At 45.6% G+C, this 24915-nt stretch carries 22 protein-coding genes and 1 pseudogene; 20 read left to right on the top strand and 3 right to left on the bottom strand.

Going from position 1 to position 24915, the window contains the following annotated elements:
• Nucleotides 1–8: 8 nt before the first annotated feature.
• The gene (locus tag L6H65_RS18725; protein ID WP_236344182.1) at nt 9–224 is read right to left on the bottom strand and encodes a DNA glycosylase family protein; all 216 of its coding nucleotides are present in this window, start codon (nt 222–224) and stop codon (nt 9–11) included.
• Between the two features lie 454 nt (nt 225–678).
• Here L6H65_RS18725 and L6H65_RS18720 point away from each other — a divergent pair, with 454 nt between their 5' ends.
• From L6H65_RS18720 to L6H65_RS18655, 15 genes and pseudogenes are all read left to right on the top strand, one after another.
• Nucleotides 679–1020 carry a hypothetical protein gene (locus L6H65_RS18720; protein WP_236344181.1) on the top strand — a complete coding sequence of 114 codons (342 nt, stop codon included), beginning with the start codon at nt 679–681 and terminating at the stop codon, nt 1018–1020.
• 14 nt (nt 1021–1034) lie between these two features.
• Nucleotides 1035–2093, top strand: coding sequence for a DUF3993 domain-containing protein (locus L6H65_RS18715; protein ID WP_236344180.1), 1059 nt, complete (start codon nt 1035–1037; stop codon nt 2091–2093).
• Nucleotides 2094–2278: 185 nt separating this feature from the next.
• Nucleotides 2279–2575 (top strand): annotated as a pseudogene (locus L6H65_RS26630) (ornithine carbamoyltransferase); the annotation flags it as partial.
• Nucleotides 2573–3085: a Rossmann-fold NAD(P)-binding domain-containing protein gene (locus L6H65_RS18710; protein ID WP_290370456.1), complete on the top strand. Its 513-nt coding sequence runs from the start codon at nt 2573–2575 to the stop codon at nt 3083–3085. The pseudogene L6H65_RS26630 and the gene L6H65_RS18710, both read left to right, overlap by 3 nt.
• A gap of 375 nt (nt 3086–3460) precedes the next feature.
• Nucleotides 3461–3985: a hypothetical protein gene (locus L6H65_RS18705; RefSeq protein WP_236344178.1), complete on the top strand. Its 525-nt coding sequence runs from the start codon at nt 3461–3463 to the stop codon at nt 3983–3985.
• A gap of 261 nt (nt 3986–4246) precedes the next feature.
• Complete coding sequence (locus L6H65_RS18700; RefSeq protein ID WP_236344177.1) at nt 4247–4822, top strand: bifunctional transcriptional activator/DNA repair enzyme AdaA; 576 nt, start codon at nt 4247–4249, stop codon at nt 4820–4822.
• Nucleotides 4812–5363 carry a methylated-DNA--[protein]-cysteine S-methyltransferase gene (locus L6H65_RS18695; RefSeq protein WP_236344176.1) on the top strand — a complete coding sequence of 184 codons (552 nt, stop codon included), beginning with the start codon at nt 4812–4814 and terminating at the stop codon, nt 5361–5363. The genes L6H65_RS18700 and L6H65_RS18695 overlap by 11 nt, the downstream gene beginning before the upstream one ends.
• A gap of 226 nt (nt 5364–5589) precedes the next feature.
• A complete protein-coding gene (locus L6H65_RS18690) occupies nt 5590–7857 on the top strand; it encodes a glycoside hydrolase family 3 N-terminal domain-containing protein (RefSeq protein ID WP_236344175.1) in 2268 nt (755 codons plus the stop codon).
• A 120-nt stretch (nt 7858–7977) separates the two neighbouring features.
• Nucleotides 7978–8715 carry an NADPH-dependent oxidoreductase gene (locus tag L6H65_RS18685; RefSeq protein WP_236344174.1) on the top strand — a complete coding sequence of 246 codons (738 nt, stop codon included), beginning with the start codon at nt 7978–7980 and terminating at the stop codon, nt 8713–8715.
• A gap of 181 nt (nt 8716–8896) precedes the next feature.
• Nucleotides 8897–10705: a sensor histidine kinase gene (locus L6H65_RS18680; protein WP_236344173.1), complete on the top strand. Its 1809-nt coding sequence runs from the start codon at nt 8897–8899 to the stop codon at nt 10703–10705.
• Nucleotides 10702–11835 carry a response regulator gene (locus L6H65_RS18675; protein WP_236344172.1) on the top strand — a complete coding sequence of 378 codons (1134 nt, stop codon included), beginning with the start codon at nt 10702–10704 and terminating at the stop codon, nt 11833–11835. Before L6H65_RS18680 ends, L6H65_RS18675 begins: the two co-directional genes overlap by 4 nt.
• Nucleotides 11836–12554: 719 nt before the next feature.
• Nucleotides 12555–12920, top strand: coding sequence for a LytR/AlgR family response regulator transcription factor (locus tag L6H65_RS18670; protein ID WP_236344171.1), 366 nt, complete (start codon nt 12555–12557; stop codon nt 12918–12920).
• A gap of 93 nt (nt 12921–13013) precedes the next feature.
• Nucleotides 13014–14684 (top strand): leucine-rich repeat domain-containing protein, encoded by a 1671-nt coding sequence (locus L6H65_RS18665; RefSeq protein ID WP_236344170.1) that lies wholly within the window; start codon nt 13014–13016, stop codon nt 14682–14684.
• An 88-nt stretch (nt 14685–14772) separates the two neighbouring features.
• On the top strand, nt 14773–15156 hold the full coding sequence (locus L6H65_RS18660) for an iron chaperone (RefSeq protein WP_236344169.1): 384 nt from the start codon (nt 14773–14775) through the stop codon (nt 15154–15156).
• Between the two features lie 350 nt (nt 15157–15506).
• Nucleotides 15507–17999, top strand: a complete 2493-nt coding sequence (locus L6H65_RS18655) for a winged helix-turn-helix domain-containing protein (RefSeq protein ID WP_236344168.1) — start codon at nt 15507–15509, stop codon at nt 17997–17999.
• A 130-nt stretch (nt 18000–18129) separates the two neighbouring features.
• Here the strand turns inward: L6H65_RS18655 and L6H65_RS18650 are convergent, their stop codons facing one another.
• Nucleotides 18130–18423 carry a hypothetical protein gene (locus tag L6H65_RS18650; RefSeq protein ID WP_236344167.1) on the bottom strand — a complete coding sequence of 98 codons (294 nt, stop codon included), beginning with the start codon at nt 18421–18423 and terminating at the stop codon, nt 18130–18132.
• A gap of 230 nt (nt 18424–18653) precedes the next feature.
• On the opposite strand from L6H65_RS18650, the gene L6H65_RS26815 reads away from it, so the two are divergent.
• Both L6H65_RS26815 and L6H65_RS18645 read left to right on the top strand, forming a co-directional pair.
• Nucleotides 18654–19049 (top strand): HIT family protein, encoded by a 396-nt coding sequence (locus tag L6H65_RS26815; protein WP_371877726.1) that lies wholly within the window; start codon nt 18654–18656, stop codon nt 19047–19049.
• Nucleotides 19050–19240: 191 nt separating this feature from the next.
• On the top strand, nt 19241–19804 hold the full coding sequence (locus L6H65_RS18645; protein WP_236344166.1) for a 5' nucleotidase, NT5C type: 564 nt from the start codon (nt 19241–19243) through the stop codon (nt 19802–19804).
• Between the two features lie 139 nt (nt 19805–19943).
• Here the strand turns inward: L6H65_RS18645 and L6H65_RS18640 are convergent, their stop codons facing one another.
• The gene (locus L6H65_RS18640; RefSeq protein WP_236344165.1) at nt 19944–21056 is read right to left on the bottom strand and encodes a polysaccharide deacetylase family protein; all 1113 of its coding nucleotides are present in this window, start codon (nt 21054–21056) and stop codon (nt 19944–19946) included.
• Between the two features lie 175 nt (nt 21057–21231).
• Here L6H65_RS18640 and L6H65_RS18635 point away from each other — a divergent pair, with 175 nt between their 5' ends.
• From L6H65_RS18635 to L6H65_RS18625, 3 genes are read left to right on the top strand one after another with little or no spacing between them, the layout of a single operon-like run.
• Nucleotides 21232–22107, top strand: coding sequence for an ABC transporter ATP-binding protein (locus L6H65_RS18635; protein ID WP_236344164.1), 876 nt, complete (start codon nt 21232–21234; stop codon nt 22105–22107).
• Nucleotides 22104–24224 (top strand): ABC transporter permease, encoded by a 2121-nt coding sequence (locus L6H65_RS18630; protein ID WP_236344163.1) that lies wholly within the window; start codon nt 22104–22106, stop codon nt 24222–24224. The genes L6H65_RS18635 and L6H65_RS18630 overlap by 4 nt, the downstream gene beginning before the upstream one ends.
• Entirely contained in the window at nt 24221–24907 is a 687-nt protein-coding gene (locus L6H65_RS18625; protein WP_236344162.1) for a hypothetical protein, read from the top strand. Before L6H65_RS18630 ends, L6H65_RS18625 begins: the two co-directional genes overlap by 4 nt.
• Nucleotides 24908–24915 lie beyond the last annotated feature (8 nt).

Genomic DNA, 24915 nt, shown 5'->3' with positions numbered 1-24915 from the left:
ATTTGGGCCTATAGAGGTTCCCCCTGAAGTAATCCGAAATTAACGGCTTCCCACAAATACAGGGATACAACCGTACAATAAGGCTGCCAGTCGGGATGTTTGCGCTGCAATTGAGATTGACCGCCGCTATCCTTGGCGGCATAAAGCCATTCCGCAGCACGGTTAAGTCCGCTGTCTCCGAAAGACAGAACATTCTGTCTGCCCAAATAAAAAATAAGGAACATTTCCGCCGTCCACCGGCCAATTCCTTTGATTGAGGTTAAGGCACGAACGACTTCCGCATCATCGATCTCGGGAAAAAATACAAGAATAATGTCTCGATTAAGCGAAAATGTCGTGGTATTGGAGATCCATTACGATTTCAATAAGAAATCTCACGTCGATACTTGTTAACATAATGACGAATTTTAAAATGAAATGCGACAGTTAAACAGAGAAGCCCGTGGGATATTTGTGTAGAATGAAGTTACCACACACATTCACACAAGGAGAATTACACCACGGGATACACTGCATTAAGTCATTCATTCAATCACCTCTGAGGAAAACATTAGAGCAGGATGATCGAGTAACCAAGATTGCATATGGATTATTACTAAATTTGGATGCTGTATACAGGTTATTTGTGGTATAAATATAACAGTATATGACTTTGGTGGTAGTCTGGAAGAACTGCCTGTGTATGAGAAGGGGGTGCTAATAGTACTTGCTGCTGTGGCTATTACTGCATTGGTAGCATGTAATGCTTTGATCTTCATGGTCTTCATGGGCATAGGAACTGATCTCTTTTCCGATATTGGAGTAGACTCGTCCATGGACATAAGCGTTGATGTCTTGGCTGGAGGAGAGAATGTAGGCAACGCTATAGATCGAGTGAGGGAGTCAGGAACCCTGTTTGTTGATCAGCATGATGTAAAGGGATATGTGAGAGAAGACGGAACTGCCGTGGAAGATTACTGGCGTGACGGCTTTGAACGGACAAATCCTGATGGTAATTTACTAAACAATTTAAAGAAATGATGAGGTGTGATCTTTTGAATATTAGAAAATATCTATCTGTTATCATCGCATTGACTGTTCTAACTTCTACTACTGCCGTTACTCAAGCGGCTACGAATAACAAGAATCAAACGGTATATGCTGCGAGCGCCAGTTTTGCAAAAGAGTATAATCTAGAGTCGGAAGATATTTCCACTCCAATTATCTATGACTTGAATAATGATGGTAAAGATGAGATTATCCTATCTACTGCCAAGAAAGAAATATCGGAAACTGATTTATACATAGGTATCTACAGCCTGACCAACGGAAAGAAAGTAACGGCCATGCATGAGCCAAATTCAAGCGGCGTTCCCTACGAAGTTCGTCGCATCAAGAACAAGACATACAAGAACTGTATTGCGCTTGTTTCCTTTGGCGCAACGGGATTCGGTGCTTATGAAGCTGAAATTCTGACACTGAAAAATAACAAGTTGACGAGAATAAGCGTTGTTTCTGCGGATGGCGGCGGCGAAGGCAACATCATCGTTGATCTTAGTAAGGACGGATACCACGAATTTGCTGCGATTGAGGTTGAGTCTGGGATCGGCTCTGATCGTCTAGGCTTCAGTGGTGCCGCTAATAACATTACATTCAGGTGGGATGAAACGAAGAAGAAGTATATTCAGTACGGGCCAGATGGAGTTCGGGATGATCAACGCAAAGCGGTAGGAACTCTAACTGCTAATCAAGCACTCGATATCCTGACAAAGGCATATAAGGTACAGAAATCATTTGTTAAACCACTGCCGCTAAGTAAAGTCGAGGCTGCAATGAAGCCTTACTTTAGCAACAACTTCATTAGCGAGTTCCAAGGTTCGATGTTTGAGTATTCAAGCGGTTACGTACCTGACTATATGGATTCCGACGACTATTCCGCTTTGTTGCCGAAGTACAATGTGAAACAGAAGCTGACGCTGAAGTTTAATGCAAACAAGACGAGTGTCGTGGCTTCTCAGAAAGTGACAGTACAAGGTGAGGAAAGCACTTACTCTGTTATTGCCACTACGACCCTGGTGAAGACGAAGTATGGCTGGAAGATCGACAAGTTTTGAGTTTAGCGAGCAATTCTTACTGGATACATTCGATGAGCAACTTACGAAGGAAGTACGTGAGAGTTATACCGTGTACAGCTGGTTTAAGATCCAGATCTATGTTGCGAATGGTAAGGTAGAAGCAATTATGACTGAAGATGAAACCTATAAGCTTTTCAGCGGCATAAAAATATGCTGATGCTTGCGAAAGAAAAGGACTCCTTATGCTATTTCAAAAGACATCAACGAGAACAAACCTCTCTTTTCAGTCCGGAATTAATCAAATGGGTGGATACTCTGTTGCAATGGACTGGGACTCAAGTAATTTCAGTATATCTCCAATACAATATGAGGCTCAGTATGCATCAAGGAACTGCGATATGATTATGGCGAGATTAAAGAAACATTCCGATTTACTTGAATTAGCTAAGTATTCCAAAGTTCCCGTAATCAATGGATGCTGCGATAAATATCACCCTTGTCAGGCATTAGCAGACTTGATGACCGTTTATGAGATTTCAGGAACATTCACGGGTATTACCATTACTTATGTCGGTATACATAACAATGTTGCAAATTCATTGACAGCAGGCTGCACCACGCTAGGTATCAAGCTGTTGCTAGTGACCCCTATTATTAACACCCCTTCATGGGATGAAGAACTGATGCGGACTGCATATGCAAGTGGTCATGTGGAAAACTTAAATAATCTGTCTGAGGCTGTTTCCAGATCTAATTTTGTTTATACGGATACATGGGTCGATATGGAATTTTTCCGCGAGAGTCATTACCAAGATGAAAAGAATCGAAGAATTGAGCAAATGCTGCCGTTTCAGTTGAACAGGAAAACCCTACAAGGACACTCACCCTATATCATGCATGATATGCCAATTCATCCTGGATACGAAATTGAAGAAGAGCTAATCGAAACGGACAGGTCAGTTATATATCAACAAGCTGAGAACAGGATGCATGTTCAAAAGTCACTGCTGCTATACTTACTTGCTCAATGAAAAGTATAAGTATTATGAGAATATGCAGTACGCGACAATGGGGTTTTTGCAAAGTTGAAAGAAGCTGAACTTGAAGCGAATACGTCAGATATCCTTTATACTCACACCGAGGTGTTTGATAAAATAAAACAGCGCATTCGTAACGCTGAGAAATAATAATTATGACATCGACCGGGGTAATCTCCGGTTTTTTGTTTTTCTATGCACAAATCTTAACTCCCAAACTGGACAAAATATAGCGTTGATTCAAAAGAAAATTTAGAATTAGTTCTGAATCCGAGCCGCGTCCAGTTGCAATAGTGAAGGGAATAATTTCACCAGAGGCGAAATTAAAAATACAGATTTTTTAATCTATGTAAAGGTAGTGACAATGGGATGATAGATTTTCTAAAGAATAAGGGACAAAAAGCATATGATGAAATATCAGCGATAGCAGAAAAGCCTAATTTGCTATTCTCTAACGATAGAGAACAAAATAGTGCTGAGGCTAGTTATAATCTTTTCACGATCCATAAGTTGAACAAATTGATAAAGAAGGACAACATCTCGATAAATGAATTAGAACAGGTGCTTAGCTTTGTTGAAGCTTCTTGGTCTTCATATTTGAGAAAGCACTATATAGGGAAGTCCTTTGTCTTTTATTTTTGGGGAGATTATCAAATCCCTGCAATTAGAGTTTCCGTGGTTTCTTATTATGAAGGGCGAGAACTACCTTTCGAATGTATATTGAACAAGATTAGTGACATGAAGGAAGTTCTTTCTCAATATAAAGTTAAAGCACTTTTCGATGGAATAACCGTTATTGAAAGTGATGAATTTGATGAGGGCAATGACAATAACAAAGACGAGGCAGAAGATACTTACATGCTCACAATATATTGCAATATTATCGATTGTTAATTCGCAGGGAGTTGAAGGCCTGTAGTAGGGATCACTAATCAACAAGATCTGGATAATATGAAAGAATAATTTTTTAGCGTCTATAACAACACAGATCCCTTGGTGAAATGTTCAATTTGAACGATACATTGTTCGCTTAACAGTCCCAATCGTAATGCATGAGACTGGCAGGCTGCCCACTTTCAATATGTTGCTATCCTATTGGTGCAGACTACTATCGGAATAGAGATTGGCTTATACTTGAATAGTGAGGTGAGAGGCATGGATCAACAATTATTTGACCTTGTATATGAAGCCGTTGTTAAGCGGGAATCAACCTATGAGGGTATCTATTATACGGGAGTAAGGACGACTAAAATTGTATGCCGACCTACTTGCCGTGCCAAAACACCCTATGCAAGCAATGTGACATTCTATCCCTCGCTAGAAGCTGCGCTTCAAGCGGGCTTTCGTCCTTGCAAACGATGCAAGCCTGAAGCGAACGGAGCACTTCGGCCGGATGCGGCTTTGGCTGCACAGGTGGATGCGATTATTGAGACACAATATAATGGCAAATTGACGCTGGCCATGCTGGCAGCTTCACTTGCTGTAAGCCCCTATCATTTGCAGCGAATTTACAAGCAAGTGAACGGCTATTCACCTGCGGAAAAAACCGAGCGCATCCGATTAAAGCACGCACAGCGGCTATTGTTGGCATCTAATGAAGCCATCGCGGAGATTGGAGAGGCAGTGGGCTACAGCAGCCCAGCCCATTTCACTTCTTGGTTTTCTCGGAGAACGGGTGTCTCTCCAACAGCATATCGGAATGGACAAGGAGGAGATTCATTTGACAGCTAATAAAAAATATCGGCAAACGATAATCGGCTTGAATCAGCCATGGACACTTATAGCCAGTGAGCAAGGAATCAGCCAATTGATATACCCGCCTTCTGTTGCAGCATTGGCTGGGTTGAACGAAGATCTCACTAGCGCTGAAGGGATGATCGAGGATCGCAGCCTGTTCGTTGCATTCGGTATCATTGACCTGTTGGAGCAGTATTTTGCAGGGGAGCCTGTCAGCTTCAAGGGGGTTCCGCTGGATGTAGGAGGAACACCGTTTCAACAAAGCGTATGGATGGCTTTGAGCCAGATCCCTCATGGGGAGACTTGGACGTATAAGCAGCTTGCGGGCAGTATTGGCAAATCGTCTGCGATACGAGCGGTAGGAACAGCGATTGGACGCAATCCATTGCCGATTGTGCTGCCTTGTCATCGTGTCGTCGGTTCCAACGGCACGTTAACAGGATTTAGAGGTGGACTTCAAATGAAGAAGGACATCCTTGCTTTGGAAGGGGTAACCCATATGGAGGCCGCTGGACATGAGCGATTCCGGTTTTGAGCTGGCCTGTGCTGTCATTTCTAAATGACAAGCACAGGCCAGTATTATTTTCCTGTGGAAATCCGTGGTGTCGCGCCTTGCGATCTATGGTCTCGTATACTATATTGAGAGGAACCTAAATAACGATCTATGTTGGTAGGCGAAGCACAATACGTGGATGGACTAGAATGCTGACTGGACGCGCTTGATAGCATTAACTTTTAACAGCATGAAAGGGTGACGAAAGGTGAAAGCATGGCAGAAGATCATACTTATAATAGGAATCATGGCAGCGCTGTACTTATCGCCTCCAGCTTCGACGGTATCCGCCGCGCAGGAGCGTTTTTCTGATCTTAATCACTCCAGATGGGCGGAGGACAGCATTCATTATTTGGCCCAAAGAGGAACGATAGCAGGCTACGGCAACGGTCAATTCAAGCCATCAAGCTCAATCACGCGGGCGCAAGCCGTAACTTATTTAATCCGCGAGATGTACCCGGACAGAAAGTATACGATGTCTGAGGTCCAATATCGCGACTTGCCCCGAACACATATGTTCTATGGAGAAGTCGCTGTTGCAACAAGCTTAGGATTGATCGGAGGCTTCGACGACGGAACATTCCGTCCCGATGCTCCAATCAGCCGGGCAGAAACGGCCGCTATTCTATCCCGGTTCTATAAGCTTGAGCCGGGATCGGAACCTTCATCGAAATTAACAGACATTAACGAGCATTGGGCAAGCGAGCCGATCCTCTTGCTGGCCTCTAACGGTCTAGTCGGCGGTTATGCGGATGCTACCTTCAGGCCGAATCGTTCGGTAAGCCGGGCTGAGTATGCCGTATTCTTAACGAGAATCATCCGCTTTGAGAGAGCGCATGCCATTCAGTCTCATAATTGGGACAAGCTTCTTCCATACATGACGATCAAAGAGAAGGTTGGGCAGATGCTCATGCCGGATATTCGGATGTGGGCCGGCAAGCCGTCCTATTCGATCAATGCAGGAGTTTCGAGCATGCTGTATGATCAGCAGCCAGGCGGGTTGATTCTGTTCAACAAAAACATCGTAGACGTCGAACAGCTGACAACCTTCAATCATCAATTGCAGCAGCAATCTGGCGATATTCCCTTGTTTCTGAGCATGGATCAAGAAGGGGGAGTAGTCAATCGCATTCCGGGCGGAACGAATTTGCCCGGTAATATGGCGCTTGGCGCTACCGGTCAACCCGAGCTTGCATTGCATGCCGGGAAGATTACAGGGACCGAGCTTCGAGCGCTCGGGGTTAATCTTAATTTTGCACCGGTGCTGGACATTAATGTGAATCCGGACAATCCTATTATTGGCATACGCTCATTTGGGTCGGACCCGGAGCTTGTGACGAATTTTGGAATGAAATTCATGCAAGGGCTGCAGCAATCCGGCGTCATTCCTGCGGTCAAGCATTTTCCAGGCCATGGGGACACGACAGTAGACTCTCATCTTGGTCTGCCCGTTGTAACACATGATAGACAACGTCTTGAGGAAATCGAATTGAAGCCATTTCGTGCAGCAATTCGCAGCGGGGCAGATATGGTCATGTCCGCACACATTGCCTATACGGCGCTTGATGACACCAAGATGAAGTCAAAGAAAGACGGTTCTGATGTACCGCTGCCTGCTACTCTATCTCGCAAGGTAATGACGGGATTGCTTAGAGAGGAATTAGGCTTCCAAGGGGTTATTGTATCGGATGCGTTCACGATGGACGGAATTGCAGCGCATTTCGGAGAGGAAGAAGCGGTTAAGCTTGCCGTTCAGGCAGGTGTTGACATCATTCTGATGCCGAAGGAAATAGCTGGCGCTCACCAAGCTATCGTTCAAGCCGTGAATAAAGGCGAGATTACTGTGGAACAAATTGACGCCTCCGTTAAACGGATTCTCAGCTTGAAGCAGAAGTATGACTTATTTCAGCGGGAGGGCGATCTTCCTACAAAGCTGCTGGCAGCCAAGCAAATCATTGGAGCAAGCGAGCATCGTCAAATGGAGAAATCAATCGCAGAACAGGCAATTACCGAGTTAAGCAATGATAACAACAGACTACCGTATCGAATGAAGGATGGGGATCGGATCGCGATTCTGGCGCAAAATGCTGAACATGCTGCATTGATCAAAAGTCAGCTGTCTGTGACAGATCTCGGTAAGCGCTACACGGTAGAGACGCTTCTTATGAATGGCAATAGTGCTTCGGATATAAGTGCAAGCATGCAACGAGCGAATTTCGTGATTCTTGCCTCCTATCAATTCCGCCGCCCTATTCTGGAGCATAATTGGGCGCAATATCAAACACTCGTTAATGAGCTGAATGCAAGCTCTAAGCCCTATGTGCTGCTGTCACTGGGCAACCCGTATGAAGGGAAATATCTGCATGACGTGCAGGCCGGCATTGCAGCTTATGGCGCTCAACAACCGAACGTATTAGCCGCATTAAAGGTTATTTTAGGTGTGAATGAGGCGAAGGGGACTCTCCCTGTTAATTGAGTCCTGTCGATTTGACACGAATACAATGAATATTTATTGCAATGATATATACAGTGGATGCCGTAATCGTTCCGAATGGCGTAACAAGAATGGAATTTCAAATTAAGGAGTTAACTTAGAATGAATGATGTGTATCATACGCTGATTAACCACCGCTCTATCCGAAGCTATACGGATCAACCAGTAAGCGATCAGGATTTGACTATGATTATTGAATCCGTGCAAGCGGCGCCTTCGTCCATTAATGGACAGCAGGTCACCGTAATCAGCATTCAAAATGCGGAAACGAAATCGAAAATTGCTGAGCTTTCCGGTAATCAGTCCTGGATCGCTCAGGCTCCCGTATTTTTGCTATTCTGCGCAGACTTTTACCGAGCTAAAATTGCCGCAGAGCTTAACGGCGAGCAACTGGTCATTACGGACGGATTGGAGTCCATTATCGTGGGCTCCACAGATGTAGGCTTGGCTATGGGAAATGCGATTGCCACAGCTGAATCGTTAGGGCTCGGGATCGTACCGATCGGGGGAGCCAGAAGAGAGCCTCTTGCGCTCATTGAGCTGCTTGGGCTGCCCGAGTATGTTTTCCCGGTTAGCGGTCTCGTGGTCGGTCATCCGGCGGATGCGTCCGCTAAGAAGCATCGTCTTCCTCAAGAGGCTGTTTGGCACAAGGAAAAGTATAATACGGAGCTTGAAGGCTTGATTAATCAATATGACGATGAGGTTTCAGCCTATATGGAGAAGCGTACGAATGGGAAGGAAACAAGGAACTGGTCGCAAACCGTCTCGTCCACATACAACCGAATCTATTACCCGCAAGTAAGAAAAATGCTGGAGCAGCAACGGTTCGATTTCAAATAAGCGCTCCAATATCAGACATGGATATTTGAAGTAGAAGAAACGAAGCAGCCCTCATCAATTGGGGGCTGCGTTTTATTTTTGCAATAAACCCCAATTAATTAATAAGTTTATCTAGCTATTTTCTGGTAATATAGAGATGGTGTTTTGAATTGAATTATTCATTCTGAACGGAGCTGGCATCATGACCTACAATCTGTATTTATCGGCTCTACTAATGGCGGCCACCTGCTGCTCGCTCATCCTGTGTTATCTCTCTTGGAAAAGAAGGGAACTGCCCATTTCAATCAGTTATGGATTAGGCATGTTGGCCGGTGCTTTCTACACCTTCGGCTATGCCTTTGAAATTACAAGCTCCACGCTGGAAGATATCCGTTTCTGGCTTAGAGTTGAATATATCGGCATCCCATTCGGCTCGACGATATGGATTATTATGGTGCTGCAATATACCGGACGACAAGCGCTAATCAGAAAACCGTTTATTGCTTTGCTGATGCTTGTGCCAATGGTTACCTTTGTGGCTCATTATACGAACGAGTGGCATCATTTATTTTACAGCAGCATGTCCATTGATTCGTCAGCGGGATTCCCGTTGGTTCATTTGGTTAAAGGTCCCTTATACGCGCTCCATCTTGGTTATTCCTACTTCTTCTTTGCAATTGGCATGGGTTTAATGATCCAGATGTATCGAAAAGCGATGCCTCGAATGAAGAAACAAGTCGCCTTCATGATGATTGGTTCCCTCGGTCCTTTTGGGTTTCCGATTATTTATTTGAGTGGTATCCTGCATGTGCCTATCGACATTTCACCGTTCGGATTTATTTTCTCAGGCGTATTCTACATGTGGGGAATCTATCAGTTCAATATGCTGAGATTAGCTCCTCTAGCTCTGCAGAAGGTGTTCGAATCGATGCAGGATGCCGTCATAGTAGTTGATCTCGACAACTGTATAACAGGCTACAACCAATCGGCAAGCCGGCTTATTGACGGTTTGAATGATAAGGGGGCAATAGGGCAGTCTGCGGCCGAGCTATTCTCCCTGTATCCCACTTTACTGGAGATCATAACGAAAGATCCCGCGTTGAATAATAAAGTGCAAATTTCAAGGCATGGTGAGGATCGATTCTATCATGCTCATATGACGACAATTAGTGACAAGAAGCTCAAGCCGGTTGGCAGGATGCTGCTGTTAAGCGATATAACGGAAACGGTGCATTACGAGGAAAGATTGCTCCATAGTGCAAGACAGCTGGCAGAGCTGAATGCCTTCAAGGATAAAATGTTTAACGTGGTCGCCCATGATATTCGCGATCCTCTTGCTGTGCTCATCAACCTGATGGAGCTGATGGAAGAGGAGATGCAGACTTGTGGCGGGAGCCATGCTGAAATCGTCGATGAAATGGGGCAGCAAATTCAGAATACATTCACACTCGTCGAAAGCTTGCTGGAATGGTTTCAAAGTCAGAGGGGCGGCATGGTGTTTCATCCGGTTATACGGGATTTAGCCCACACGGTTCAGACGAATATACGATTGATGCAGGTGCGGAGTGTGGGTAAGAATATTACGATCCTATCCGAGATTTCGGACGGCCTCTATGTATTTGCAGATAAAGAAATGCTGGATTTAATCATTCGCAATCTGCTCTCCAATGCGATTAAATTTACGGAGTATGGGGGGAGCATTACGTTAAAAGCGGAGCATGCGGATGGCAAAATCATCGTCTCTGTAAGCGATACAGGATCAGGCATACCGGCCGATCAAGCTGATTCCTTATTGCAGGAATCCTATCCGGCCTCATCATTGGGCACAGCTGGAGAGCGAGGCGTCGGACTGGGGCTTACTCTCTGCAGGGAATTTGTGCGGTTGAATGGCGGAGAAATTTGGTTCGACAGTACGCTTGAGCAAGGAAGCACCTTCTACTTCTCGCTTCCCGCTCCCCCCAAGGCTTCCGCTCCATCTCGGCATGAGCTTGGAAGGAAGGAGATTGTATGAAGGTTGCTATTATTGATGATGAGAAGGCCATGCATTTAATTATGAAGCGAATGCTGGGCAAGATTGCTGAGGTCGAGATTGTGGGAAGCTTCAAGGAGACGAGGACGGCCTACTCGTATTTGATGAGCTATGATGTGGATTTGATTTTTATGGATATTAATATGCCGCGAGAAAGCGGCCTTGAGTTTGCCGGGCGATTAAGAGAGAGCGGCAAACAAATGAAGATTGTGTTCGTTACCTCCCATACCGAATATTCATTGCTTGCCTTTGATGTTTACGCTTTTGATTACATTGTGAAGCCCATTAATGAAGAGAGGCTCTATCAGACCGTTCAAAGGGCGCTTTCTGGAATGAAATCAGAAGCCATACCGGCGGAGGATGCCTCCCCTTCTATTCGCGTTATGTTTAATTGTCTTGGCAGTATGGAGATGCGGAGTGTTCAGAATGAGTTAGTCAAGTGGAAGACGAGCAAGAGTGCGGAGCTCTTCGGTTATTTGGTCATGCATAGGGGAAGGCTTGTATCGAGAGCAAAAATCATTGATGATATGTTTGGCGAGATACCGCTCAGGAACGGCGAAATTTATTTGAACACCACAGTCTATCAGCTGCGTAAATTATTGAACAACTACGGACTTAAGGGGAGTCTGTATTCCGACAGCAATCATTATGCGCTGGATCTTAACCAAGTACGTGTGGATAGCATTAGCTTTGAAGAAGGCTGCAAACAGATGGCTGTAATCGATGATGCCCATATTGAAGGGGCGCTTGAGCTTGAACAGCTGTACACAGGCGATTTATTCGGGGATCGTGAATTCTCTTGGGCACGGAGCGAGGTGCAGCGACTGTCGCTCATGTACACATCTTTTACCCAGCGGTTATGCGATGCTTTACTAGTCAGAGGCGACGCGCAAACTGCAGTTCGGCTATTGATGAAGCTAACCGTTCATAATGAGCTGGATGAAGGAACGATTAAGCTGCATATGAGGGCCTTGGCATTAATGAAGAACAAAGAGTCATTGAACCGACAATATATCCAATTCACGGAATTGCTGGATAAAGAGCTCGGAATAAGTCCATCCCATGAAGTAACCGCTCTGTATCATGATCTGATGTCGATGCTGGAATCATAACATAACCCGCAAACAGGGGTATGATGATGCGATTTATTTACGAGTACATGGAGTTGGAGTATAGTCGCATTCGCATTAGTATCCATTCGTTGATTATCTGCCTACCCCCGCATCAATGTGAGCAAAAGGTACTACGAGCAACCTCAGTCCGCATACAATCGTGTCTACTTTCTTGATAGAGAATACAAACCCGCTTCTACTATCGCTGTAAGGCTGAAAAACCGTGTTACAGCACGGAAAAGTGGAGCGAGGTGCGCTGTAAGCATGAAGAATCAGCTTACAGATGACAATGTGCTGTGAAATCCACTTCTATTGCCGCTGTAAGGCTGAAAAACCGTGTTACAACACGGAAAAGTGGAGCGAGATTCACCGTAAGCCTGGAAAACCGTCTTACAGATGACAACGCACCGTAGAATCGACTTCGGTTGTCGCCGTAAGACGGAAAAAACCGTGTTGCGGCAAGGAATAGTAACGGAGATGCTGCTTAGAGGCTGGATTCGTAAAATAGGTAAAGGTAAATGCGGAGAGCCCGGCAGATAGGGGCTCTTTTTGCTGTCGAAGTTTGTCATTTTGCCGTCATTAGGATGATATATACTTGTCTTTGGGATAACAGCGGTCGATCTATAACCTGCCTTTGTGCATTCTGGCTAGTGGAGGAGATCTTCGCTCAATAGTGAATACATAAGGCAAGTTGTTGCAGCAATTGAGGAGGTATGTAGTTGAAGGTCGTTATTATCGATGACGAGAAGGCCATGCATTTAATTATGAGACGAATGCTCGCTAAGGTGGATCAGATCGAAATCGTGGGAAGCTTCCAAGAAACTGCATCTGCCTTTTCTTATTTGACGAATCATAATGATGTGGATTTGATATTTCTAGATATTAGAATGCCGGGAGAAAATGGTCTTGCGTTTGCCAGTCGTTTAAGAGGGGACGGTAGACGAATAAAGCTTGTATTTGTTACTTCCTATAAAGAATATTCATCGGCTGCATTCGAGGTTTATGCTTACGATTACATCGTGAAGCCCGTTCAGCAGGATAGACTTCACAAAACTGTACAAAGAGCGCTTTCCGAGAATGGTTGAACCTCTGAACCTCTGAACCTCCGTAACCTTTGCACAATTGTATCGTCTATAGAGATTATAGGCATGCGAGGAAAGATAGAGGAGGAGTAAGAGATGATGGGACAGGCAGCAGCAAGGAGCAGGACTGTGAAGCTGATGGTGGCGATGGTTTTATTATTTTGCAGTATGGGGACAGTGGGAGCGGCAGCGGAATCCGTTGATAATGCTGTGGTGAAATTCCCGGACAAAGCATTGGAACGAGCTGTTCGTTTGCTGACGGGGATCGATAAGGGAGTGCTGCGCCAGCAGGATGTGCAGGGCATTACGGAATTAGTTATGACCTACGAAACCTTTGGCGGAGAGACTAGGACAGAGGATTCGATGATTACGGATCTGACGGGGATACAGCAGCTGACCAATTTGCAGGTGCTTGATCTGCGCTATTATCATAAGGTTGACAATGTAGAGCCATTGGCTGGTCTGGCCAAGCTTCATACGATCATTCTATGGGGAAATCCTGTTCGGGATATTAAGCCGCTCGCGAAGCTGAGCGCGCTTAAAGAGCTTGATCTGTCGGAAACGAAGGTCGATAATTTGGAGCCGCTTCGTGGACATGTCCAGTTGGAGAAGCTTACGCTAGTTGACACACCAGTGAAAGGGATTGAGATGCTGCCATCACTGCCGAAGCTGCGCTCGCTTAATCTATATTCAGCAGAGGAGCGCAAGCTTGATCTTGCGACGATTGGGAATTTGACCAACCTCGAAGAGCTGGATCTTGTCAGAAAAGGGGCAGACAATATTGATTTTCTACGCGGTCTGACGAAGCTGAAGCGCCTTGTACTGCGCGGTAATTATATTCAAGACTACAGTCTGATTGGACAATTGACGGATCTTGAAATGTTATATATTCAAGAAAACAATATCAAGAAGCTGGATTTCGTAAAGTCGCTTGTCAATCTTCGTGAGCTAAGTGTAGAGCGTGGTCAAATTGATGATCTGCAGCCCCTCTCCGGCTTGACGAAGCTAGAGACTCTGTCGCTCTATGACAGTCGAATCAGCAGCTTGAAGCCGTTGGCTCCGCTAACGAGCTTGAAGAAGCTCAATCTTGACAATAATGACATCCGCGACCTTGCTCCATTGTCATCGCTTCACGAGTTAGAGCTTCTTACGCTTAATAATAACAAGGTGAGTGATATCGCACCCATTGCGAATATGAAGAAGCTGAAGCGTCTGGAGCTGCAAAATAATAATATAGGCTCCCTGCGCAGCTTGGCCGCATTGGATGAATTAACCTATCTGACAATACTCAGAAACGTCATTCCAGTAGATGGCGAACCGGAAGCAGCAGCGCTTCGTGACCGGATATTGCAGGCTGGCGGAACGTTCGAATACGAGGCCTACAAGCCGTTTCCGAATATCGTATTATTTCTGTACGGGAGCAGAGTGTATGCTAATGGTCAATATGAAGAGCTGGCTATTCCTGCCTTTGTTGAAGCGGGGCGGACGATGGTGCCGATTCGTTTCATCTCCGAGCAATTAGATGCAGAAGTAAGCTGGGATTCGAAGGGGAAGGGGATTACTGTGAAGAGCTTGAACAAGCAGATCAAGCTGACGGTAGATGCCAAGGCTGCGGCAGTGAACGGGAAGCCGGTCCAACTGGATGCAGCGCCAGTGAACAGGGATGGGACGGTGTATGTGCCGCTGCGGTTTTTGTCCCAGGAGTTGGGATTAAGCGTAGATTACTACCCCTATTACGGAAACGTAGCTTTAACGAAGCAGCGCTAGAATTTGTAGTGAAATCGTGTCGCCTTATGTAATTGCCCCTTTATAGCTGACAGCATAGAGGGGTTTTTCTTGAAGGGAGAAATCATTCATGGATGGAAACAATTTTGAATCAATTGATGACTATATCTCATTATTTCCTCCTGAGGTTCAGGAGAGGCTTGAAACGTTAAGAAAAGTAATCAAAGAGGCGGCGCCAGATGCACAGGAGAGGATAAACTATCAGATGCCTACCTTTGTGCTGCATGGAAATTTAGTGCATTTTGCCGCCTACAAAAAACATATCGGATTTTATCCGGCTCCAAGTGGGATTGCTGCATTCAAACAAGAATTATCGGTCTATAAAGGGGCAAAAGGGTCCGTACAATTCCCGCTGGAGAAGCCGCTGCCTTATGAATTAATAAGCAGAATCGTCAAATTTAGAGCTGCTGAGAATATCGAACAAGCGGCAGCCAAATTGAATAAGAAGAAATGATTCCATTCTAGTGGAATATAGCATAGACAAAAATGGAGCGCTGCCCAATATCGGAACAGCCTATTGTGATAGCCGAAGTGGATTCTACGAGGGTTTGTTTTTTCAAGAGCCTGCAAAACTACAGTAACGAACCCGAAAAGTTTTGTTTACTCTGGTTAGGAGGGAATTTGATGTAGTTTTTGCAGTACATTTTGCAGATAGGAGCAATTCACGGCAAGCAAGCATCCTTCCATATTTTATTGCTGCCTTGTTTCACATACTTTTATTATACGGAGGGATTTCTATTGATTGTCAGCGCGAAACTTCATATCCCTCATGTGCGAAGCACTTTGGTTTCCAGGCCACGGCTAATGCGCAAGCTTAATGAAGGGATGGACGTCAAGCTAACACTTGTTTCGGCGCAGGCCGGTTACGGGAAAACAACAGCGCTAAGTGAATGGGCGAAGCAATGCGATGCGCTTGTGGCGTGGATCTCGCTAGATAAGCAGGATAACGATTGGACGAAGTTATGGAGTTATGTCATAGCCTCCATACAGGAGAGGATTCCCGGTTTTGGCCAAACAGTAGAGCTGCTTCTTCCGAAGGGGCCTTCGGCGAGTTTGGAGACTGTGATCCCGGCGCTCCTGAATGAGCTCAATCAGATAACCGGCAAGCTGGTGATCATTATCGATGATTATCATGTCATCGAGCTTCCCGCTATCCATCAATCCATGCTCTATCTGCTGGAGCATCTTCCTTCCCATGTTCATTTGTATATCGCAAGCCGCACCGATTTGGCGATACCTACCGCGAGACTTCTGGCAAAAGGTGAGTTGCATCGAATCATTATGCAGGATTTGCGTTTTCAACTGGATGAGGGGCTTGTCTTTTTTCGGGATATGACCGATTTGTTGCTGACTAAAGAGCAAGTGACGGAGCTGTTCCATCAGACAGAGGGATGGATTAGCGGCTTGCAGCTGGCGGCGATCTCTCTGAAGCGAAGCGATAATATAGCGGAGACCATTCAGCAATTCAGCGGTCAACAGCATCATATATCCGACTATTTGCTGGAAGAAGTATTTCATCATCAATCGGAGCAAGTACGCTCCTTTTTATTGGAAACTTCTATTCTAAGCCAGATGAATCATTCCTTATGCGAAGCTGTAACGGGTCAAATGAACGGTCAGGAGCAATTGGAAAAGCTTGATCAGCTGAACTTGTTTGTCATCCCTCTGGACGAGCATCGAAATTGGTATCGGTATCATCAATTGCTCTCCGACTTCTTGCAGCCGCTATTGTTCAGAACGGATCCGGATAAATGGATGCAGGTGCATATTCGGGCGGCGAATTGGATGGAGAATTACGGGTTTGATGAAAAAGCGGTGGAGCATTATTTGGAGGGCAAGCAGTTCGCAGATGCCGTTCGGTTGATAGAGAAGAATCTTCATGCGCTAGTGCAAACGAAAAGTATTGTGTTGATGAAATGGATATCTGTTTTGCCGGAAAACTCCTTTGCGGAGAAGCCGATGATAGAGCTGTTCTATATATCTGTATTGCTGGGTGTCGGAGAATGGGAGGCGGCTTTCAGTAGAGTCGGACAAGCCGAGATCCGCTTTCAAGCGCTGCAGGGGAAATTGAGTGATGTGGAATGGAATCAGGTCATGGGCAATATTTACTTTTTCTGTTCGGTAGTCTCCTATCTTCAGAAAGACTTGGAGCGAACGTCGGCATACTTCGAGCTGGTAGAACGGCATGTGCCGGAGGGAAGTCTGTTTCAAACGATGGGGCGCAACAGATATCAAGGCTATGCTTCGTTTGATGATCATTTGGCGATTATCCATGATCTTCATGCAGCGGACGCATTCCTATTGAAATGGATTACAGCCTGGAAGAACAAGAAAGAGTATCCCTTTATCGGTTACTTGTATGCATCGTACAGCAAATTGCTGTACGAGTGGAATCGATTGGACGAGGCAGAGCATTATGCAAATGAGGTTCTTGGACGCAAGGACGTACAGCCCTTCGCGCGGATTTTAATTCATATCGGCATTAGCGCTTCGCGAATTCAGCAGGCCCAAGGGAATCCAGAGCGTGCAGCAGAGCTGCTGGCACAGTTAAAGCAGCAGATTGACTCCCCCGACTATAAATTGTTTATGATGAAAATAGAGGCGGAGCAAGCTTGTCTATCTCTGCAGCAAGGCTCGCTTCAAGCTGCGCTTGATTGGCTGCACAGATGCGGTCTGACGCATACGGATGAGGTTTCACTGAATCGTATGGCTGAGCATCTAGCTTTGGCCAAAGTGCTTGTAGCCTGCGAACGGACGGATGAAGGGCTGTATCTGTTGGAGCGGTTGTATCGTTTATTGGAAGCGGAGGATCATCTTCGGGATCGTATCAAAGTATTAATTGTGCAAAGTGTGACGCTTCAGCGCTTAGGTCAAACGGAAGCGGCCCAGCTTAAGCTGGAGATCGCCTTGCAGCTGGGGGAGCCACAGGGATACATTCGCAGCTTTATTGACGAAGGCACTGTGATGGCGAAACTGCTGACGGATTATTTGAAGGCACAGAAGGCCAGTTCAATAAGTAATAATCCCCCCGTTTCACTGGCCTATGTCAAGCAATTGCTTCAAGCTTTGAATATCAGGGCGGAGGATAATCCTTCAATGAAAGACATATTAACCGAGCAGGAAAAGAAGATTCTGCTGTTGATCTCGGGCGGACTATCGAACAAGGAAATTGCCCATCATCTGAGCATCACAGGTGAAACCGTAAAGTTTCATATTAAAAATGTGTACAGAAAGCTTGCCGTAAACAATAGAGTGCAAGCGCTGCAGCGTGCCAATGAATTAAAGATACGTGCATGAGCAACGAGAGCGGAGGCTGTCAGCCGTCCTGCTGAGATGCAGGAGCGGGGTCATTCTGGTGGCTTCCGGGATCAAATGCGACCGTTGAAAAGTCATGGAAATTCCAGCTGTTAGAGCTGCTATTCAGGGGTCACTGATCTTGGGAGAGCAATTTTTTTAGTGAAGCCTTTTTCATAACCAGCTGCTTGGATAACGTAGTTTGCAAACCGTTGATTTTACTTATTTCAGCTTTTAATTTGCTGATTCGTGTCATTTTGCTGCTGAGGTCGCTGGGTGAAAAACTTAGTTTAATATCCTTTTCCAATTGATTGATTTTAAACAGAGCCTTTTCCTTCTTCTTTCCCCGCTCTAGCATTTCCCTTTCGGTATTAGCGATTTCTTTTTTTAACCGTGCTATGATAGAACCAGTGAAGCTGATAGCCATTCGGACACCTCTAACTTGTTTATAAGCTTCTCGGAATAACCGACCGAGCTCCTATGTTTATTATTGCATAGAAATCATTCTACTATAGACGCTTCAGTTATGCGAGTATGCGAGAATTGTAACGAAGGGAATCTCTGATCTGTCCATATAAGAGGGTAAGGAGTTGAATTTTGTGAAGGGATCCTATTGCATCAGCAGAACGCGGGGAAAATCCAACGCTGCTGGCACGGATGAGAACAGGTTTCGCGTTATTCGGCTACACACAATTCTTGCCTGGTTATTGTTTGCTTATCAGAACTCCGAAAGTCGCGAATCTGAATGATCTTGATATAAAAGCAAGAACTGAATTTTTGCTCGATATGAGTTTGCTAGGTGAGGCAATTGAGAAAGTATGTCATCCACTGCGAGTTAACTATTCCATATACGGAAATGAGGCGGCTTTTTTGCATGCTCATTTATTTCCGCGATACGAGTGGGAGCCGGAGTATAACCGAAAGAATCCAGTATGGACGTATCCTGAATCCAATTGGACAGAATCAAGCTTCCAATGGTCTGAGGAAAAGCATGGTGAGTTAATGTCAAGCCTCTCAAATGCAATAAATGAAATGATGCAAACCAATTATTGAGCAGCTCTATTCAAGCTGGCCCCTCCCATTAAAGAGGTAGCTATATGAAACGAACTTATGAAATGGACAAGGGAGCGGAGCAGGAAGAATGAACCTGTAGAAGCGCCAGCGATCGGAAAATCACAATCCAACATATGGTATAATTGGTTCGTAGGAAGGGATGATACTTATTGTTGGGGAGTTGTTGACCATTGCATATTGCAGTAGATTTGGATAACACAGTTCTCGATGCCACCTCGGCTCATTTGCACTATTACAATATGGCATCCGGTTTATCGTTTACACCCGATGACGTGAATGACTTTTTTATATACCGCTTATATGGGTGGGATCAGGCAGAACGAGAATCCATTTATCATACATACGGGCATGATATTCATTGGAACTCTTCACCTTTGCCGATGGCAGTCGAAATATTGCAGCAGCTGTTTAGTCAGCATCAAATCTCAATTATTACTGCTCGACCATTGCTTTTTCGTGAGGTTACGATTGAATGGCTTAAATGTCATAAGATTAATTATCACAATATTGTGCTTATTGAAAACAAGCTCCAACAATGTATAGATTCAAAGGTTGATGTGTTGATTGATGATGGTCCTCACTATGCGGAGGAGTTTGCTCTTGTCAACAAACCTGTTATTTTGTATGAACAGCCCTATAACAGGTCTGTTGTTGCGAATGATTTCGTATATCGTGCTTCAAACTGGATGGAGGTAAAGCAGCATATTGATAACTTGGAATCTAAACGTATATAACACTATATAACACGCAAACACAGCGGAGGGTCGGAAGAACCCTCCGAATCCGCAGCGGATTGTTCCCTGATACGTCAATCTCGGATATGAACCTCCACTCCCCAGAAAACGGGGGTGGAGGTTTTTTTCATGGCGTGGGTTACGCCGCTCTCGCTCTTAGCACAAGCAGCCTCCGGCCCATCCATAACCAGAAGACGCCGAGGAGCATAAGGAAAAGCATGGCCGATAGTGTATATAGGCGGGCTTCGGAACCGTCATCGAATTGTTTGCTACCAAGCAGTGTCTCGGCATGCTTCATAAGCGATATCTGCAGCACGGGGTCATTCGACATGCCGCCTGCGTTCACCCGGAAGCCGGTCGTTTGTCCGGTTTTGTTAAGTCCGTCTCTTACGGTCAGCATGAGATCGATTCCCAGCTTCTCCCCAATTTTCGGGAGTGATTTGGAGAATTCCCCATAAGGAAAGGCAAGCACATAATTGGGTCTGCCAAGCTTCTGATGCAGGATGTCGTTGGCCTTCTTCAGGTCATCAGTCACGCGCTGCTCGTACTCTGTTTCGGTCTCCAGCCGATTCTCATCCTTCAAGTAGATCGGCCCGGAGAGCATCGCGATTCGTGTATCGCTCGCAGGATCGGCGAGAGCAAACCTGTGTGAGTCGTACGTATGACTGAAGAAATCAATGCCGTTCTTATGCATCAGCCCAACCTGCTCCCAGGTTACCTTGGGAACACCTGTATGCAGCGGATTGTCGATTGCATTGACAATGAGAAAGCTCGAAGCAGGCGCTTGATATTTCTTCAGCAGGGGGAAGGCATACGTATAGAGAGATTCATAGCCATCGTCAAAAGTAAGAAGAACTGCATTGTCCGGAATCGGGGAGTCATGCAGAATAAAATCCCTGTATTGACTCATCGTTATCCAATGGAAGTTATTGCTCTTCATTAATTCCAGCTGCTGTTCGAAATTAGCGACAGACAGCGTCCCTCTGTCGATCGGATTCGGACTAATGTCATGATACATTAGGATGAGAACACGATTCTGATAATAGACGCCATCAGGATCTATGGATTCAGGCTCCAATCCCTCGTATTGATTAACTGGCGCTTTCGGCTGTGATGCCTTGGTTTGATCGGCAAACATTCGGTTGATAAGGGGTATCTTCGCATGATACCGCTGGATGACAAAGAAGCTGAATACGGAGGTGCTGATTGCTACGAGAATGGATAATAGAATGAACTTTGTTTTTAATGTCATACGCCTAAATTTCCCCTGTCTTGTATCTATTTATGTGTAATTACAGCATATAGATAGACGGCATATGGATAGAAAATGTTCCTTATCTCTGAATGAAAAATTGATGCTGCATGTAACAATTTCACTCTTCTGTACGTGTTAAGGTTAGAAATTGGATCGCAGGGGAGTAAAGCCTATGAATACGGTAACGATCGCTGGATTACATAAAACATATCGAAGCACGCAAGCATTAACGGATATTCATCTGGAAATTGGGACTGGCTTGTTCGGTTTGCTTGGACCTAATGGCGCGGGCAAGACGACTTTAATGAAAATTCTAAGCACCATCCTGCCGTATGACGATGGGGAAGTTACGATATATGGCGCTGATCTGAATAAGGAAGGAGACAAAGTCCGAGGTCTGCTTGGTTATTTGCCTCAGCATTTCCACGCACCGCAGCAATTCACGGGCAGGGAGTTTCTGCACTATGCAGGGTCGTTGAAGGGAATTGCGAATCGCCAGGAAAGATCCGATCAAGTCGAACGTTTGTTGGAAGAGGTTAATCTTGTGCCGCATGCCGATAAAAAAATTAAAAGCTTCTCAGGCGGCATGGCAAGACGGCTTGGAATCGCGCAAGCGCTGCTCGGCAATCCGAAATTCATCATGCTGGATGAACCAACGGCGGGACTTGATCCATCCGAACGGATTCGATTCCGCAATGTCATCGAGAGGCTGAGCAAGGATTATACGATCATCCTGTCCACTCACATTATTAGCGATATTGAATCCAGCTGCGAGAGGGTGGCGGTCTTGAATAACGGCCAAGTGCTGTATCAGGGAACGACTGGCGATCTGGCGCAGCAAGCCCTGCATTGTATCTGGGAATTCCAAGTGCCCTATGCTGATTATGACAGGATTGAGAAGGAGCATGTCATTATTTCCAGCAGAAGGGAAATGAACGATTCTATCTTTCGGGTCGTAGCGAGGAGACCTCCGTCACCTCATGCCGCTGCCATGCAGCCGACAATGGAGGACGGGTATATGGCCGTCATTAACGGGGTGACTTCATGAGCAAGCAGGGGCTCATTTATCGCAATGAACTGCGTCTGTTAAATCGCAATCCATTTCTGATACTCCCATTTGTCGTTCTATTGCTTTGCTGGGGCTATGTTATTTTCTCTTACGAGAATCAATCGGTACATTATGAGGAGCTTGCTGCGGAGTTCTACAACAACTTTCAATGGATCATGCTCATAGGTTTATTGCTGGCGGGATTATTGGCTGTCTATATGGCTGGCAAAGACCATGAAAGCGAATTTGAACATGTGGTGGTCACCTATAAGGTGAAGAATACGGAATGGGTGGCGGGAAAATGGCTGGTCGCCCAAACGTACGGTCTTTGTCTCACCAGCATGACGCTGCTTATTCAAGGGGTTTGGTTTCTAAACGGCAGTATGGGAATGGAGGAGTGGATCAGAAACCTCGCTTATGTTTGTGTTCAAATGGAGGGTGCTATCTTCTTCATCATCTCTTGCGGATTTCTGTTCGCTGCTCTGATTAGAAATATGATCGCCTATATCTGTATTCCGGCGCTGCTCGGAATTGCTTTCCTGGCTCAGGCTAACAGCTATGGCTTCGCCCTTGTGAATCCACGGTTTAATTTGTTGACACCTTACGATTCCATGTATATCGCTTCACCATATGACAGCATATGGGGGATTCATGGTGTGTTTGATGAAGCGCTCCTCCACCAATTGGCCGTCTTCCTGTTAGGTGTGATCATCCTGTTCGCTGCGATTCTGCTGTTTCGTCCTCACCGCAGCTTGAGAATTGAGAAACGAATGCTGATGACGTTGATCATCATTCTGATGCTCCCTGCCATCCTTGTTGGCGGAATCCGGTATGAGCACTATGATCGCGCGCTTGAGCAGTTCATGGATACGGGACAACGATATATGTCGAAAGGCGCGAATGGAGAGAGTCTCTTTTACACGATGCCAGAGGATCGTCCGAAATATCCGTTCGCAATGGAGCGAACGCAATTAAATGTTTATTTTCCATCTGAGAATTGGATGAAGGTCGATAGTCAGCTGACCATTGCGTATAACGGCGATGTACCGATCAACGATGTTTCACTTACCTTACATCATCAGTTAGCGGTAACGGACTGCTCAAGCCATGTGCAGCTGAGCTGTTCACGGGATAATGATGGGATACGTATACACTTTCACGACGCCATTGAACCCGATGCCAGAATCGATTTGAACTTAGATTATGAGGGGAATATCGGGCAATTTCGTTTCGATGGTCTGCTGCAGCATGCCTTTGTCGAATCTGACCGGATCTATCTTCCTAAAGAAGCAGGCTGGTATCCGCTAATTGGCGAACGTCACTTGGTTGAGAGCGTAAGAGCCCGCGACGACAGGTATGTACAGTTTGAAGTAAGAAACGGGGAGTTGGCAGAGGATTATCCCACGGAATTCGACGTTACAATTATGGGCCAAGAAATCGGTATACCAATGGCATTGACGATACCGCGCGCGAAGGACGGTTCCTATAAGGGCGCCACGCAATACGGATTATCTCTGATAGGCGGCAATCTGGAGGAAGCATCGGTTGGTCAGACCAGAATCGTCGGGCATCCCGAAGTGTTGGACGGCGCTAGGAAAACGACGGAGCTTTATCAGGAAAGCTGGAGCTATATGGAAGGCTGGCTGGGGGTTCCAATAGCGCCGAAAGTGATCTATATTCTGGATGATGATTATCAAGATCGGACACGAGTTATGCCTAGCCGGGAATTTTATGCTTGGAGCGTCTATGACATCGGGTATGTGGATGCTTCGTTCATGCCCTATAGGTTGGTCGCTAATCTCATCAATGAAATTGGATCCTATGGTGATGATGTGAGTGTGCTGCAAAGGGCGATGATATGGGTATTGCTGGATCATTCGGGGATTGAAACGGGATATGGTCAATTTGGCGATTGGTACGCTGCTGAGGGGCGATACGCAACGCATGAGCAAAAGCCTAAAGGAGCAGACAAGCTGAGTCATTACGAAGAGGTCGGCAAGGAACAATTCAGACAAGCTGTTAAATATCTGTTCCTGCATTATGAAGGGCTCGAAGACAAGGCTGAATTTAAGCTGGAAGCTGCGTTAACAGCCTATGAGGGAGCAGCCAGTCAATGAGCGGGTTTATCATTAGGCTGAGACTATGGCTGAAGCTGTGGTTCACTTCACTGACTGCTATTATTCTGCTGCTGCTGTTTCTGGCTGCGGCATATGTCATCACTTTAATTTTGCCTGACAGGATCGATCTCTTATCCAGTATATTCTATGAGAGAGCCGCACTGCTCCTGTATGTGTTCATCTTGCAATGGTGCTTCTCGATTGATTTTGACTCGAAATTCTATAGACAACTGATTACGTATCCATTTGCCAGATGGAAGCTCATTATAGAGAGAGTGCTGCTGGCATCGCTTCTTCTTATCGGAATACTAAGCTTAATTACGATACTGTTGGCGTCTATTGCCGGCAGCTCCCTGTGGAAGGGACTTCTGTTTACGATTCCTGTTTACATAGGGATAACCGGGATCGTAGTTGTTGCAACAGTAATCGGAAAGCATTCGCTGGGCGGGTTATTCGCAGGATTGGTTTTCTGGATGGTTTCATTGCAGGATTCCGTATTGATGTATCTCAGCCCGGCTTTACTGAATCTGCCTGTCGTGTACAACGAATTGAGCGGCACTAGCGGTCTAATATCGAACCAGGAGGATTGGATCTATTATAACCGGTTGTTTTATTTCGGACTGGGGATGCTGCTAGTAGTGGCGGCAATACTGCATTTCAACCGAAAATCAGATTGGAAATAGGGGGTACG

It is taken from the genome of Paenibacillus plantiphilus, from assembly GCF_927798095.1.
Taxonomy (GTDB): domain Bacteria; phylum Bacillota; class Bacilli; order Paenibacillales; family Paenibacillaceae; genus Paenibacillus_Z; species Paenibacillus_Z plantiphilus.
Note: the sequence above shows the minus strand (reverse complement) of the source record. Positions and strands in the feature narration are given on the sequence as shown.